16 protein-coding genes and 1 tRNA gene are annotated in these 14,097 nt (G+C 64.4%); 9 read left to right on the forward strand and 8 right to left on the reverse strand.

The window, feature by feature from the left end; translation table 11 throughout:
• Window positions 1-8: 8 nt before the first annotated feature.
• From cysS to sigH, 3 genes are all read left to right on the forward strand, one after another.
• Window positions 9-1,430: a cysteine--tRNA ligase gene (gene cysS / locus WDA27_12260; GenBank protein ID MFA5891705.1), complete on the forward strand. Its 1,422-nt coding sequence runs from the start codon at window positions 9-11 to the stop codon at window positions 1,428-1,430.
• Window positions 1,418-2,263 (forward strand): 23S rRNA (guanosine(2251)-2'-O)-methyltransferase RlmB, encoded by an 846-nt coding sequence (gene rlmB, locus WDA27_12265; GenBank protein MFA5891706.1) that lies wholly within the window; start codon window positions 1,418-1,420, stop codon window positions 2,261-2,263. Before cysS ends, rlmB begins: the two co-directional genes overlap by 13 nt.
• Window positions 2,264-2,422: 159 nt before the next feature.
• Window positions 2,423-3,088 (forward strand): RNA polymerase sporulation sigma factor SigH, encoded by a 666-nt coding sequence (gene sigH / locus WDA27_12270; GenBank protein ID MFA5891707.1) that lies wholly within the window; start codon window positions 2,423-2,425, stop codon window positions 3,086-3,088.
• Between the two features lie 14 nt (window positions 3,089-3,102).
• Here the strand turns inward: sigH and WDA27_12275 are convergent, their stop codons facing one another.
• The 7 genes from WDA27_12275 to WDA27_12305 form a co-directional block, all read right to left on the reverse strand.
• Window positions 3,103-3,768, reverse strand: coding sequence for a response regulator transcription factor (locus WDA27_12275; protein ID MFA5891708.1), 666 nt, complete (start codon window positions 3,766-3,768; stop codon window positions 3,103-3,105).
• Window positions 3,769-3,773: 5 nt separating this feature from the next.
• The gene (locus tag WDA27_12280; GenBank protein ID MFA5891709.1) at window positions 3,774-5,645 is read right to left on the reverse strand and encodes an ATP-binding protein; all 1,872 of its coding nucleotides are present in this window, start codon (window positions 5,643-5,645) and stop codon (window positions 3,774-3,776) included.
• Window positions 5,646-5,678: 33 nt separating this feature from the next.
• Entirely contained in the window at window positions 5,679-6,155 is a 477-nt protein-coding gene (locus WDA27_12285; GenBank protein ID MFA5891710.1) for a cytochrome c3 family protein, read from the reverse strand.
• Between the two features lie 55 nt (window positions 6,156-6,210).
• Window positions 6,211-7,089 carry a cytochrome b/b6 domain-containing protein gene (locus WDA27_12290; GenBank protein ID MFA5891711.1) on the reverse strand — a complete coding sequence of 293 codons (879 nt, stop codon included), beginning with the start codon at window positions 7,087-7,089 and terminating at the stop codon, window positions 6,211-6,213.
• A complete protein-coding gene (locus WDA27_12295) occupies window positions 7,082-8,065 on the reverse strand; it encodes a multiheme c-type cytochrome (protein MFA5891712.1) in 984 nt (327 codons plus the stop codon). The genes WDA27_12290 and WDA27_12295 overlap by 8 nt, the downstream gene beginning before the upstream one ends.
• Before the next feature lie 22 nt (window positions 8,066-8,087).
• Window positions 8,088-8,444 carry a hypothetical protein gene (locus WDA27_12300; GenBank protein ID MFA5891713.1) on the reverse strand — a complete coding sequence of 119 codons (357 nt, stop codon included), beginning with the start codon at window positions 8,442-8,444 and terminating at the stop codon, window positions 8,088-8,090.
• Window positions 8,445-8,748: 304 nt separating this feature from the next.
• Window positions 8,749-8,825, reverse strand: a tRNA-Thr gene (locus tag WDA27_12305).
• Between the two features lie 183 nt (window positions 8,826-9,008).
• On the opposite strand from WDA27_12305, the gene WDA27_12310 reads away from it, so the two are divergent.
• From WDA27_12310 to WDA27_12325, 4 genes are all read left to right on the forward strand, one after another.
• Window positions 9,009-9,299 carry a hypothetical protein gene (locus tag WDA27_12310; protein ID MFA5891714.1) on the forward strand — a complete coding sequence of 97 codons (291 nt, stop codon included), beginning with the start codon at window positions 9,009-9,011 and terminating at the stop codon, window positions 9,297-9,299.
• Between the two features lie 137 nt (window positions 9,300-9,436).
• Window positions 9,437-10,678 carry a Glu/Leu/Phe/Val dehydrogenase gene (locus WDA27_12315; protein ID MFA5891715.1) on the forward strand — a complete coding sequence of 414 codons (1,242 nt, stop codon included), beginning with the start codon at window positions 9,437-9,439 and terminating at the stop codon, window positions 10,676-10,678.
• 67 nt (window positions 10,679-10,745) lie between these two features.
• Window positions 10,746-11,024 carry a DUF3263 domain-containing protein gene (locus tag WDA27_12320; protein ID MFA5891716.1) on the forward strand — a complete coding sequence of 93 codons (279 nt, stop codon included), beginning with the start codon at window positions 10,746-10,748 and terminating at the stop codon, window positions 11,022-11,024.
• 3 nt (window positions 11,025-11,027) lie between these two features.
• Window positions 11,028-11,579, forward strand: a complete 552-nt coding sequence (locus WDA27_12325) for a LytR C-terminal domain-containing protein (GenBank protein ID MFA5891717.1) — start codon at window positions 11,028-11,030, stop codon at window positions 11,577-11,579.
• On the opposite strand, the gene WDA27_12330 is transcribed toward WDA27_12325, so the two are convergent.
• On the reverse strand, window positions 11,564-12,376 hold the full coding sequence (locus WDA27_12330; protein ID MFA5891718.1) for a hypothetical protein: 813 nt from the start codon (window positions 12,374-12,376) through the stop codon (window positions 11,564-11,566). The two genes, WDA27_12325 and WDA27_12330, sit on opposite strands and share 16 nt — an antisense overlap.
• A gap of 57 nt (window positions 12,377-12,433) precedes the next feature.
• On the opposite strand from WDA27_12330, the gene WDA27_12335 reads away from it, so the two are divergent.
• The gene (locus WDA27_12335; protein MFA5891719.1) at window positions 12,434-13,465 is read left to right on the forward strand and encodes a glycosyltransferase family 4 protein; all 1,032 of its coding nucleotides are present in this window, start codon (window positions 12,434-12,436) and stop codon (window positions 13,463-13,465) included.
• Window positions 13,455-14,097 (forward strand): trehalose-phosphatase (otsB, locus tag WDA27_12340; protein ID MFA5891720.1); only part of this gene is annotated, 643 nt, incomplete at its 3' end. The genes WDA27_12335 and otsB, both read left to right, overlap by 11 nt.

Here is a 14,097-nt window from a genome sequence, read left to right on the forward strand (position 1 = left end):
CGCTCAGAATGGCACTCGTCGTTTACAACACGCGCACCCGGCGCAAGGAGCTGTTTGAGCCCCTCGAGCCCGGTCGCGCCGGGATGTACGTGTGCGGGCCGACCGTCTACGACCATCCTCATCTGGGACACGCGCGCGCGGCCGTGGCGTTCGACATCATTCGCCGCACGTTGGAAGCCGTTGGTCATCGCGTTACCTACGTGCAGAACATCACCGACGTCGACGACAAGATCCTGGCGCGCGCCGCGGAGGAGAACACCGGGCCGTGGGAGATCGCCGAGCGGTACACGCGCTCCTACGAGGAGCAGACGCGCGCGATCGGGGTGCGTCCGCCGACGCTGACGCCGAAGGCTACTGGTCACATCACAGAGATGATCGATTTGATCGCTCGACTCATCGAAGTCGACATGGCGTATGCCGTCGCCGGCGGCGATGTGTACTTCGCGGTCGAGAAGTTCGCCACGTACGGATCGCTGTCGGGACGCTCGCTCGACGAGATGCGCGCCGGGGAGCGAGTCGAGCCGGACCCCCGCAAGCGCCACCCGATGGACTTCGCGCTGTGGAAGGGCGCGAAGGATGGTCAGGTCTCGTGGCCTGCTCCGTGGGGAGCCGGGCGTCCCGGCTGGCACATCGAGTGCTCGGTTATGAGCATGAAGTATCTCGGTGAGACATTCGACATTCACGGTGGCGGACAGGATCTCGTGTTCCCGCATCACGAGAACGAAGCCGCCCAGTCCGAGGCCGTCACGCACCGTCCGCTCGCTCGCTACTGGCTGCACAACGGATTCGTCACGATCAACCACGAGAAGATGTCGAAGTCGCTGAAGAACTTCACATTGCTGTCCGACGTGCTCGCCGAGCACTCGGCGCCGGCGGTGCGGACGCTGCTTGCCGGCGCGCACTACCGTAGTCCCCTGGACATGTCGCCGGAGATTCTGGACGAGGCGGGTGCCGTTTGGCAGCGCTTTGCGACATTCGTGCGCAATGCCTCGGATGCCGTCGGCGTCGGCGCGGCCGACGCACGGGTTGACGAGGAGTGGCGCGCGCGGTTCCTCGATGCGATGCAAGACGACTTCCACACTCCGGGTGCGTTCGCTTTGCTTCACGAGTTGATCTCGGAGGCGAACCCGATGATCGAGTCGGTCGAGTCGGGGGCGGATTCCGATGTTCTCGCAGGCTTTCTTGCGACATTCCGAGCCTGTGCCGGAATCCTCGGACTCGATCCGGTCGCAGACTGGCCGGAATCGCGCGCGACTTCCGCAGTTGCGCCCTTGGTGGAGGTCTTGCTGAAGCTGCGGGCCGAGGCGCGCGGCGCGAAGGACTTCGCGCGCGCCGACGAGATTCGCAACGTCCTGGCCGCCGCCGGCGTCGTTGTGGAAGATCGCGCGCGCGGTGCACGTTGGCACTTGGAAAACCCGTGGCGGGCCTGAGCGGCAGACCCGGCGGCGCGCGCCCTCCTCGGCGGGACACCCGGACGCCGACGAGCCGTGCTCGTCCGACGTCGGTGCCCGCTCCGCCGCGCTACATCGAAGGCCGCCACCCGGTGCGCGAGGCTTTGCGCGCGGGCACCTCGATCCGGCGACTGATCGTCGCTGAGGGCGCGCAGCCTCGCGGAGTGCTTGGAGAGATTCTGCAGCTCGCACGTGACGCGGGAGTTCGTATTGACCGCGTCCCGCGCGCCGCGCTCGATGCGCGCGCGAGTACAGGGGCGCATCAGGGTGTCTTGGCGGAGGCGGCGCCGTACCGGACTCGTTCGTGGAAGGAAGGCGTAGAGGCCGCGCGCGAGCGCGGCGCGGTCCCGCTATTGCTGGCCTTGGACGGAATGGAGGACCCACACAATCTGGGCGCACTTCTCAGAACTGCCGAAGTTTTCGGTGTGGACGCTGTGATTCTCCCGAATCGAGGCACTGCGCCTCTCGGTCCGGTCGTCGCGAAAAGCGCGGCGGGAGCGCTCGAACACCTCGTCGTGGATGGGGTGGCGAACCTCGAAAGAACGCTTGCGGATTGCCGTCGCGAAGGAATGTGGATTGTTGCGTTGGCTGCCGAGGGTAACGATGAGGTCCAAGCTTGCGAGTTGCTCGGCGAGCCCGTCGTCGTCGTCGTCGGATCCGAAGGGGCCGGTGTGTCGGCGTTGATTCGCAAGCGCGCCGACGTCGTTGTGCGCATTCCAACGGCCGGTCGCGTGTCCTCGCTGAACGCGTCTGTCGCCGGAGCGATCTGCATGTGGGAGGCGGCGCGGAGGCGTTCCGTAAGGAACTACTGATTTGTGCGGATTCGATGATGTCGGACCAGTCCGGGTGGACGTATTTGCCTAAGTATTAATCATTGACCTTTAGTCCGAGCGGACTATATCCTGCCCGACGGGGCGCTTCACAAATCAGTGATTTTTCGGGTCTCTCCTTAGCGGCGGGGGAGTAAGTGCATGGCACAAGAACTCGAGGCGTTGAGGATCAATGACGGTCTCCTCGATGCGACGGACGATGAACTGGTTCTTCGCGCGCGCGCAGGTGACGACACCGCGCTCGAGCATCTGCTCAATCGCTATAAGAACTTCGCCCGCGTCAAGGCGCGTTCGTACTTCTTGATCGGTGCCGACAAGGAAGACATCGTTCAAGAGGGAATGATCGGTCTCTACAAGGCGATCCGTGACTTTCGTCCGGACAAACTCTCGTCCTTCCGCGCGTTCGCGGAGTTGTGCATCACGCGTCAGATCATCACTGCGATCAAGACCGCGACGCGGCAGAAGCACATTCCACTTAACTCGTACGTTTCGCTTACCCGTCCGATGCCGCAGGACGACGGCAGCGAGCAAGATCGCGTTCTTGTCGACGTGCTGACGCTGGGGACGAACTCAGACCCGGTCGAGTTGGTGATCTCCCGCGAGGAGATCGACAGCATGCAGACGGCATTCCGCGAGATCTTGTCGGACCTCGAGGCGCACGTTCTGCATCTATACCTCGAAGGAAAGAGTTACCAGGACATCGCCGAGTCGATGAAGCGGCGAGTCAAGTCGATCGACAACGCGCTGCAGCGCATCAAGCGCAAGGTCGAGATGCACGTCGAGAATCGCCGCGTCGAGAGCTACTGAGTTCGTCCGGCGGCCTAGGCCTCTTCGAGGTCGATGATTCCTCGTCGGATCGCGTACTTCACGAGTTCGGTCCGATCGTGCATGCCGAGCTTTCGCATGAGGTTCGCCCGGTGCGCTTGCACGGTCTTGATGGACAGGAACAGAAGGTCTGCGATTTCCTTGTTCGTCCTGCCTTCAGCGATCAGCTTGACGATCTCGCGTTCCCGCTTGGACAGGTTGTCGAACGACGTCGTCTCTTGGCCCTTGTCGACGCGCGTCAAGTAATCGCGGATCAGAAGTTTGGCGACGCTGGGGTGCAATATTGCCTCACCGCGGTATGCGGCTTTCACCGCTTCGATGACCTCGTTTGCCGGCGCGCGCTTCAGCACGTACCCGACCGCGCCGGCGCGAAGCATCTGGAAGATGTGCGCTTCGCTGTCGTGTACCGTCAGCGCGAGGATCTTGACCTCCGGGTAGGCATCTCGGATGCGCTGCGTGGTTTCGAAGCCGCTTAGCCCCGGCATGGCGACGTCCATGACGATCACGTCGGGCTTGATTTCGCGCACCTGCTTGATCGCTTCTTCTCCGGAGGAGACATCGGCGACCACCTTCAGGGCCGAATCGGTTTCGAGCACCATGCGGATTCCTTCCCGCACGATTGCGTGGTCGTCTACGACCAATATGCGTATCCGTGCGTCCATCTCGTTCATCCTCCCGCAAGCGGTATCTCGACCACGATCCGGGTTCCTTTCCCCGGTCGCGAGGTGACCTTGAAGTGCCCACCAAGCAGTTCTGCGCGCTCGGTCATGCCCAGCAGCCCGGCGGAGTTGCCGGTGCGCGCGCGCGCCAGGGCTTTGCCGACGTCGAAGCCGGCGCCATCATCGCGGATCTCGATGCGCACGGCCTTCTTCTCGGACGAGACCACGACGTGAATCGCGCTGGGGTGCCCGTGGCGAACAGCGTTGGAAACCGCTTCTTGAACGATACGGAATGCAGCGGCCTCGAAGTGCTCCGGCATCCGCTGCACTTTCGACGCCTCCAGCTCGACCGGCACGTCCCACAGTTCTTGCACTTGTGAGGCGTACCACCGCAGCGAGGCAACGAGGCCGAGTTCGTCCAGCAGCGCCGGCCGGAGGTCGAGCATGACTTTGTCGACGTTTCGAGATGCTTCCACCGCGAGCGCCTTCACTGCTTCCAGGCGTGGACGGTAGGGCTTACGTGAGCGCACTGCTCGTTCGAGCAAGTCGATGTTCATCATGATTGCCGACAGGACCTGGCTTGTTTCATCGTGCAGTTCGCGCGCAACCCTTCGACGCTCTTCCTCCTGCGTGGTCAAGGTCTTCTTCAGCAGCGCCTCGAGGCTCTCTTCCTTCTCGTTAAGCCGGTCCAGGAGTTCGGCGTTCTCGACGGCGAGGGCGACGACGCCGGCGAGGGAGCCGATTAGGTCGCGTTCGGAGCCGTCCAAGGGACGTGCCGGCTGCCAGGTGATTCCCACCAGCGCCATTTTTCGGCCACCGCGTAGCGCGGGAACCACCACCCACGAAATCTCCAGGTCCACGGGCACGTTCGTCAGGGGTCCTGCCGAGGACTGTACGTCCATATCGGACGCGACGAGAACTGCATCCGCCGGGGGAACGTAGTCGCCCCAGGTGGCCGCCGGGGTGCGGCTCCGGGTGCGCCAGATCCCGACCCCGGACGCGTTAAGCGCGGAACCAAGGTGGGCGCTGGCGCGAGTCAGCAGCTTCTTGAGGCCGGCCTTGGACGTCAACAGCGCCTGAATCTCCTCCAGCCCCTCGAGTTCGGCGCGCAGCCGCTCGACGGTCCTTTCGAGGTCGTCGGACTGCCGCTGCAGGCGTGAGGCCATTTCGTTGAACGTCATCGCCACCGAGTTGAGTTCCTCGACATCGAACTTTGGGAGTCGCACGGCGAGGTCACCGACCGCGATGCGTTCGGCGGCCATGCCGACCATCGCCAGGGGGCGGAGCAGTTTGCGCCGCATGGCCCATAGGGACCCGAGCAGGCCGATGGCAAGCGGGATCGCAGTCAGGTAGAGCGAGTATTGGGTACTGCGCCTGAGCTCGATCTGCAGCGGCATCTCGTCAAGCGTCACAGCGACGGCACCGAGGACGGACTCGGGGCCCGGGTGACACGCCGCGCATTCAGTTCGCTTGAGGACGGGCGAGAACACGGTGAGCATCTGCCCTGTGGATGTCCGCGTCGGGACCGCTTTCGACATGGCGCCCAGCATGGCTCTTCGCGACGCGATGCTTAGCGTCGTCGCGGAGCTCGACGACACCCAACTCGATCCATCTCGTCGGAAGACGGATACTGATTCAATGAGTGTTCCCCGCTGGATGTTGCGAACTGTTGTTTGAACGTCGTCGGGGGAGTCGGCGAGCATGCTGACCTGAAGGCTGTTCTTGACCGTCTGTGCCAGCACTTCCCCCGCTTCGCCGAATTGACGCTCTAGGCTTTGTCGTTGGAAGTGGGTCATCGCTACTAGGGTGACAACGGCTCCGGCTCCGATCAGGCCGAGTAACCACAGCCCGACGCGCGCCTCAAGGCGCAGGCGCTTCACGATCCCGGTCCTGCTTGCGTCGGTGGTGAGTCGTCATGCGCGGCCCGGGAAGGACACCGACCTTGACGAAACGATGGACTCATTCAGCACCTTTGCCAGAAACGCGGGTGGGTGGCACGTGCCACAGGCCCGCGGGGCGGCTGTGGCGGCGGAGGTGCCGTGACACGTGAGGCATCGCCCCATGGTAGGCCGATTCGTCCCGTCCGGCTCGTGAGCGTTGGATGGATGACACACGGCGCAGTCCGCCGAGGCGCGCGCGAAATGCCGTTTGTGCAGGAACATCACGTCGCCGGACGTGCGTTTCGCGAGGCCTCGGTCGATGTCTTCGTGACAGGGCAGACACGAGGCGAACGTCTGCTGCGGCGCTCTCACGGCCGTCACGGCCGGGGGGGAGTCGGCCCCGCGCGACGGCTGGAGCGGACCCAGCACCAACACGACGGCGTCCACGAGGATCACCATGGCGATCAGCGTCGCCATCTGACGTTCGACTTCGAAGATCTTGCGAGTCACCAGACCTTACCTCCGTGCGACGCCGCACCTAGGGTCGACCGCGAGGTGAACCGAGTCACGTCAGCAGCGCGATCAGATAGCGGACGGCCTCGGCGATAGCCGCCGACATAACCAACAGAAGCGTTACCGTTCCGAGGATGAGGAAGGCAATTCCGCCGAGGCGGATCGGCGTCGGTGCCGGATCGTCGGGTCCGGAAGTCACGTGCGCGGCGCGTTCTGAATTTGACACGATCCGGGAGTGCCAGCCCGGTCGCTCGTGTGCCACCTTCTCGAGCGATTGCCGCCCGATAACGATCACCTCTTCAAAGGGAAAGGCCTCCGGCCGCAAGTGCGTGTTGAAGAAGTGGATCGAGAACAGGAATCCGGTGGCGAGCAAGGCCTCGTCTGAGTGCACAATGAGCGCGGCATTGATGATCCATCCGGGGAAGTAGCGCGAGGTGACCTCGGGGATCCACATGACAACCCCGGAGAGCCCGATGATCACCAATCCCCAGAAGACGGCTAGGTAGTCGAACTTCTCCCAGTACGTGAACTTCCCGAATTCCGGGCGTGGCCCCTTGCCGCGCAGGTACTTCACGTAGCCGACGATCTGCTTGAGGTCGTCGAGTCGCGGAACGAGGGAATCGGGTCCGAGCAGCGGTGGGAGCCGTCGCCGGATGCTTCCGACGGCCGCGCCTCCAAGGTGCATGATTCCGGACGAGGCGAGCCCGATTGCGAAGATGCGATGCAGTACGCCCGCGTTTGCCGCTCCGCCCCACATCCGCATCAGCGGCCAGGCCCAGAATGCCTCGTGGTACTTCAGTGGCATTCCGGTCAAGGCCAGACCGAAGACGCTAAGTGCGAGTGTGAGGTGCGTGAGCCGAGCCCATCCGCTGAATCGCCATACACGCACTCCTGAGGCAGCGGCTCCGGCGGTCGTCGTCGCGCTATTCATGGGTTTCGTCCTCGAGAGCGGCCGCTTTCTGGTGCTCTCGCCACGCGTGACGCATGTCCAGGATTGTGTGTGCCCCGAACATTGCGAATGTCATCACGACGAGCAGAGTCATTGCGGCCATCACTGTTGCGAGCTTAGGGTCGTCGGGAAGCGGACTGCCGGCAAGGTGGATCTGGATGTCCCCGAAGTTCCCTCGGGCCTTGGGATGGCAGGTCCGGCACGTTTCCAGTCGGTTCTCGGGGGCGACCATGGAGGCGGGGTCGTCGGCCGACAGGATGAGGTGCGACCCGTGGCAGTCGGGGCATCCTGCGATGTCCTTACGTCCGAGCACGACCCCCTTGCCGTGGTAGTTGCGCTCGAAGAAACTCTCGCCACGCTGCACGTGACACTGAGCGCACCGGGTGGCGACAGACACCGCGAATGCCCGACTTCCGGGCGGCCGGACATCGTGCGCGCCGTGGCAGGTTACGCAGGAGGGTCGGTACTTCGGAGTCTCGTCGCCTTGTTTCCCGTGCGGCGCCTTGTGCTCACCTGCTTCGGGGAGCAGCCACGTTGTCGGGATCGCTGTGTTGGATCCATGGGGGCTGCGGGAGTAAAGATCTGCTTGTTCGCTGTGGCATTTAGCGCACGACATCCGCGCTTTGGCAAGATCCTGAGCCGGGTTCTGGTGGATCACCGACGTAAGGCTTGGATGACAGGTTGTGCAGGGCAGATCACCGTGCACCGATTTGAGCACCGCATCGGCCGGGATGTACAGGTCCGGGCGAGGCTTCGGTCGGGAAGCAGTGGGGTCCGCAATCGCGGGGTTGCCATGACAGGTCGGGCATCCCGACTGCCTCATTCGGGCCGGCGTGGGCTCGGGCGTGGTCGTCGGATCGCTCCCGGCTGCAGCCGGGGAGAGGCCCCCGAGCATTCCGAGCGTGATCGCGGCGGCAGATGCCAACCCAAACAAAGCCGGCCAACGTCGCGTTGGCATAGCGCCTCCTGGTGCTCGCCGGTTAGCTGATTCCGAGCACGTGCAGGAGCCACTGTACGGCGATAAGCGCGAGCAGGCCCACCCAGAGCACTGCGAACGCGAGCAGCGGCGTGATGACAAGACCGGCGATCACGAGACCGAGGTTCGCAACCGAGGAACTGGCCTGCGCTCCCACCTGCGCTACGGACTTCACGCGGGAGAACGCGCCTCTGGCGACGACTGCGGAGAGACCGAGTCCGGCGGCAATCAGGAAGCCGCGTGGCTCCCACGCCAACACAATGATCGCTCCGGTTGCCAGTACGAGGCTAGTGAGGGACAGTGCCCACAGTGCGGGCCCACGGACCAATCCGGGAGGAGGAGTAACTCTGTGATCGACCATGACATCCTTCTTTCGTTCAATCTCAATGTCTCTCGTGGTAGGACCGACGAATGAGGGTCCTAGCAATGTCAATCTAGTGCTCGCTTTCTTGGGCGACTATCGGTGCAGGAATCCTTTCTGGCGCGCGCTCACCTGAATCCCGCTTGGGCAGCGCGCCCTACCCGTGGGCAGCAGAAGGGCTTAGGGCGTACGCCGGAGGCAGGGCCGAAGGACCTCCCGAGGCTGGGGCGGGGTACCCGCCGGGGGAAGGATCGGGTGAGGATTGCGGAGAGATTGGTGTCGTAATTGGTGGAACTTAGGAGGTTGGAGCTGGGGAGGGGATTCGAACCCCTGACCTGCTGTTTACAAGACAGCTGCTCTGCCAAGCTGAGCTACCCCAGCGGGGGATGAAGATAACGGAGACGCGTCCTCCTCTGGTTCGATCTCCGGCGTCAATTTATCGCACAACGCCGTGCGCGGGACCTTGGGTCTCGGCTGGTGATTCTGCGGGAGGCTGAGGGAGATTCACGGATCTTGCCGGGTCGGGGAGGCAGAGCACTACACTTCCCGCGGGAAGGATGGCCGGTGTCTGATATCGAAGATGCAGCCAACGTCACGAAGCTCGTCGAACTTGCAGCGGGCATGTTCCCGGCACGACCCCCGTGGCTCTTCGACTTCAATTGCATCGAACTCTCGACGGGGATCGTCTTCGAGCCGTTCTTCAAGACGAAGTCGTCCCCGTGTTGGGTCCGGGCCGAGTTCTGCGATTCGTGGGAGGGCGACAAGCTTTCTTCAGGGTGCGAAGAGGTCTCCGTCCACGACAAGAACGGGGAGAGGCGTCTCACGCGGGGCGAATTCCGAATCGAGTATTACTAGCGGCAGTCGGCGGCGGCGAAGTTCCCGTTGGTTTCCGGGGTTCGCAGCAAAGAGGTTGCCCATGCCCCGGCTGCCGGCCGGCGAACTTGCCCGGCGCCGGAGTGGCGCGGGGCACCGGCGGTACCCTTTGGACCACCATGAGTAATGCGTTGGTTTCCGCGCTCTCGCAGTTGGAGGAAGCGGGCGCGTGGATGGGGCTCGACGAGAACCTCCTGAGGGTCTTTCGCGAGCCAAAGCGTGTCCTGACGGTTTCCATCCCTGTTCGCATGGACGACGCACACGTGGAGGTGTTCACGGGGTTCCGGGTGCATCATTCCCTGGCGCGCGGCCCGGCGAAGGGTGGGATCCGCTACCACCCCGACGTCAACCTCGACGAGGTCAAGGCGCTCGCGATGTGGATGACTTGGAAATGCGCGCTGGTGGGAATTCCTTACGGCGGCGCCAAGGGAGGAGTGCAAGTCGCGCCCTGGAAGCTTTCCGACGGAGAACTCGAACGTATGACGCGGAGGTATGCGAGCGAGATCCTGCCGTTTATCGGTCCCGCGATGGACGTTCCGGCTCCCGACATGAACACCGATGAGCGCGTAATGGCATGGATCATGGATACGTATTCCATGAATCAGGGGTACTCGGTTCCCGGGGTCGTGACGGGAAAGCCGGTCTCGATCGGAGGATCGCAGGGTCGCGGCGGCGCAACGAGTCGAGGCGTCGTGTACTCGGCGTTGTCGGCGATGCGGCGGCAGCAGATCCCGGTAGAGGCCGCGACCGTTGTCATCCAAGGGTTCGGCAAGGTCGGAGGGTTCGCCGCGCAGGTGTTTCACGACGCCGGATTCCAGGTGGTCGCCGTTAGCGACTACAGGGGCGGGATCTACAACCCGCTCGGGCTGAACCCGTCGGCGATCATGCGCCACTTGAGCGATGCGGGAACGGTGACGGGTTTTCCGGGCGCCGACGCGATCACCAACGAAGAACTCCTCGAACTCGAGTGCGATTTGCTCGTGCCGGCAGCGATGGAGGACCAGATCACGGAGGCCAATGCGGACCGCGTGCGCGCCGGGTTGATCGTCGAGGCAGCCAACGGCCCAACCGAGCCGATTGCCGACCACATCCTCGCGGACCGAGGAATCTCCGTGGTGCCCGACATCCTGGCCAACTCCGGCGGGGTTACGGTGAGCTACTTCGAGTGGGTGCAGGACATCCAGGCGTACTTCTGGAGCGAGGACCAGGTGAACGCTCGGCTGCGGCGCGTCATGGACGCGGCGTTTGACGAGGTGGCCGCGCTGGCGGAAGACAAAGGCATACGCCTGCGTCTCGCGGCGCTGGCGCTGGGAATCGGCCGGGTGGCCGAGGCTCACGTCGCTCGCGGGCTCTTTCCCTAGTCGTCTGCACTGGATTCGCGTCCGGGGTTCGTGGCCGGGACCCGTAGCTGTGGCAGAATAGCCGGCGATGAACGCCGGATCGATCGTCTTGCCCGTCGCGCTGTCGGACCGAGAGCGCGAGATCTTGGCGTTCGAGCGTGCGTGGTGGAAGGAATCCGGGTCCAAGGAGCGGGCGGTCGCCGAGCGCCTGCAGATGTCCGCCACACGCTATTACCAGATCTTGAACGAACTCATCGACCGGCCGGAAGCTCTGGCCGAGGATCCTATGCTGGTGCGTCGCTTGCGCCGCCAGCGGGCCGCGCGGCAGAAGCTGCGGGCCGCGCGCCGGCTCGGCCAGTCTGAGTGATACGTGCCCGGTAAACACTCTCCCGCCTCGCCCCTGTCGTTCATCCTGTCCGTGGTGCGCGCGGTGGCGGCGGCGCTCGCGGTCTTGGGAATCATCGTTGGGATCGCGATCGCGGCCGTGGGGTTTCGGACCAAGGAGGCCCCCGAGCCGCGCATATCTCCATCCACGGTCGTGTCTGCGTCTCCCAGCGACTCGGTCACGCCGGAACCGACGCCGACCAGGTCCGCCGAGCCGACGCCCGGCGCATCCCTGCGGCCGAAGTCCGCGGTAACCGTCGCGGTGCTTAACGGCACGCAGCGCAATGGGCTGGCGAAACGCCTCTCGAATGAGCTGCTTGCCCAGGGGTACGCCGTTCGTCCGCCGGGGAACACCAAGGCCGTAGATGCGACGACCATCTACTACCGCGGTGGAGCAAAGGCAGACGCCGAAGCTCTGCGGCGCGCGGCGATGAGCTACCTGTCTCCCGGTCGCGTCGTGCCCGTTTCTTCCGGCACGCCTGCTGTGACTGGAGCGATGGTGATCGTGGTAGTCGGGTCCGACTACCCGGCGCTTTGACCGCCTGATTTCGCGGAAATCAGCAAGAGGCTCGATCGCGTGTCGATCGTCACCGAACCTCCTGCGGCCGCCGCCGTGGAGACCGAGAATCTCGCCTCGGCCTCGGTAGTCATCTCGACCGCGAAGCCGTCGCGAAGGGAGAACGCGATCCGGCTCTGGGCGAACTCAGTTCCAGCGAGTTGAACGGGTTGTCCGCCGATGGAGCGCCGGCGCACCAGGGGCCTTCGCGTTCCGAGATCGATCAGGACGCAGTCTCGGCCACCGACGGAGCGAAGACCGGAGATCCTCCCCTGCTGGTGGGCGGGCTCTTCGGTCGCGCCCTCGGCCGGATGCGTGACCGAGTTCCAGCGATCTCCGAGACGCACGCGGTGAGCCGGTAGCGGTGAACTGAGCAACTGGGTGAGGTCGCCGACATCGGCTCCCGAAATAGAAGGAGGGAGCCCGCCGACCGTGACCACGCGGATCAAGGATCCGTCGGGACCGACGACGACCTCTGCCCGCTGCTCGGGCGGAGGAGCTACCGGTGTCCCGGCGCGCGCCAGGCGCAGGGGCGTCAGCGTCAGGCGCACAGTTGCTTCGTCGCCGTTGACCGCGGTGACTTCGATGGTAGACGTGGCGGTCAATTCGGTGGTCTCACTTTGCCGAGTTCCGGGGAGATCGACGACCGTATGCGCGCGCGCCGTCAGGCGGTAAGTGCGTACGTCGCCGACGGCGAAAACAGGGGAGAGCCGAAGCGGAGGCGTGGCGCACCCGGCAAGGGTCGCCGCGAGGGCGGACATAGCGACGAGCCGGCGCACGCAGGCCAGTGTATCGATCGGCGCGGCTGATAGTGTTAGCGACCGATGCGCATTGCGATGATTTCTCCACCGTGGATTTCGGTTCCGCCTCGTGGGTACGGCGGCATCGAATGGGTTGTGTCCCTGCTGACCGAGGAGTTGGTTTCTCGCGGACACGACGTGACGCTGTTCGCCACCGGCGACTCGGTGACGTCGGCCGAACTTCGCTACGTCTTCGACGAAGGACCGACGGCGCTGATGCACCAAGCTCTTCCGTATTCACAGCACCTCGGGCCGGCGTTTGCGCACATAGCTGGCGAGGCGCGCGCCGGCCGACGCTACGACGTCGTGCACGACCACACGGCATGGATCGCGCTGGAGTTCGCGCCGCTGCTGCCGACGCCGCTGGTGCATACGCTGCATGGCTGCGCTCTCGATAGCGAGCGTGAGTTCTTCCGGGCATGCCGCGACAACGCGACGTTCGTAAGCATCAGTGAGTACCAGACGCGGACGTTCACCGAGATCTCGATCAGCGCGATCGTGCACAACGCGGTGGATCTGGATGCCTACCCGTTCCGCGAGCGCAAGGAAGACTACGTGCTCTCGCTCGGAAGAATCACCAAGGACAAGGGGCAGCACCTGGCGATCCAGGCGGCTTTGGCGGCCGACGTCCCGATCGTGCTCGCCGGCAAGGTCGATCCCGGCGAGGACACCGAGTACTTCGACAAGACGGTGTCGCCGTACGTCGACGGCACCAGGGTTCGCTTCGAGGGCGAGGTGACTGAGGAGCGAAAGCACGAGTTGTTTGCCGGCGCGCGCGCGCTGCTGTTTCCGATCCAGTGGGACGAGCCGTTCGGCAACGTCATGATCGAAGCGATGGTCTGCGGCACGCCGGTGATCGCGACACCGCGAGGGGCGGTCCCCGAGGTCGTTCGCGATGGAGAGACCGGCTTCTTCGTCAACGACCTCGAGACCCTAACGGCGGCGATCGGGCGTATCGACGAGATCTCTGCGAAGGCGTGCCGCGCACACGTCGAGAAGAATTTCTCACCGCAAGTCATGGCCGATAAGTACGAGCGGGTGTTCGAGCGGGTTGCAGATGGCGGATGAGCGCCGTCGGGCGCTCGCCGGAGTGCTCGCGCCGTTGGCGGAGAATCCCTCGCGAGTTGGTGTGTTCTGCGATTTCGACGGATCGCTGGCGCCGATTGTGGACGATCCGCGGAGCGCCCGACCCGTCCGGGGAGTACCGCGCGTGCTCGAGAAACTGGCCCGACGTTTCGGACTGGTGGCGGTGGTATCGGGAAGGCCGGTGTCGTTCCTGGTGGATCGCCTGCACGCGCGGAGCGTGCGACTCGTAGGCCTGTACGGGGTAGAGGAGCGGATCGGACGCAGGCTGGAAGTCCTGCCGGAGGCGCAATCAGCGCGAGCGTCGGTGGATCGCGCCGTCGCCCGCCTCGAGCAGGAATTGGCCGGCGAGAAGGGTGTTTGGGTCGAACACAAAGGCTTCTCCCTCTCGGTGCACGCCCGCCGCTCGGCGGATCCGCCGGCCGCAATGGAGCGGATTGAACCGATCGTGCGCGCGGCCGCTGAAGACGAGGGGCTCTCTGCGCTGACACGCGGCCGCCTCGTACTCGAAGCCGGGCCTCGAGTTGCGGTCGACAAGGGGGAGGTCGTCCGCCGGCTGATCGAAGACAGGGCCCTCACCGGCGCGCTCGTTGTCGGCGACGACGTAGGAGACATTC

This window comes from Actinomycetota bacterium, from assembly GCA_041658565.1.
Classification (GTDB): Bacteria; Actinomycetota; AC-67; order AC-67; family AC-67; genus JBAZZY01.

Coding starts and splice junctions, on each gene's coding strand:
- cysS (MFA5891705.1), top strand. CDS start 9: ATGGCACTCGTCGTTTACAACACGCGCACCCGGCGCAAGGAGCTGTTT.
- sigH (MFA5891707.1), top strand. CDS start 2,423: ATGGCACAAGAACTCGAGGCGTTGAGGATCAATGACGGTCTCCTCGAT.
- WDA27_12275 (MFA5891708.1), bottom strand. CDS start 3,768: ATGGACGCACGGATACGCATATTGGTCGTAGACGACCACGCAATCGTG.
- WDA27_12290 (MFA5891711.1), bottom strand. CDS start 7,089: ATGAATAGCGCGACGACGACCGCCGGAGCCGCTGCCTCAGGAGTGCGT.
- WDA27_12295 (MFA5891712.1), bottom strand. CDS start 8,065: ATGCCAACGCGACGTTGGCCGGCTTTGTTTGGGTTGGCATCTGCCGCC.
- WDA27_12300 (MFA5891713.1), bottom strand. CDS start 8,444: ATGGTCGATCACAGAGTTACTCCTCCTCCCGGATTGGTCCGTGGGCCC.
- WDA27_12315 (MFA5891715.1), top strand. CDS start 9,437: ATGAGTAATGCGTTGGTTTCCGCGCTCTCGCAGTTGGAGGAAGCGGGC.
- WDA27_12320 (MFA5891716.1), top strand. CDS start 10,746: ATGAACGCCGGATCGATCGTCTTGCCCGTCGCGCTGTCGGACCGAGAG.
- WDA27_12335 (MFA5891719.1), top strand. CDS start 12,434: ATGATTTCTCCACCGTGGATTTCGGTTCCGCCTCGTGGGTACGGCGGC.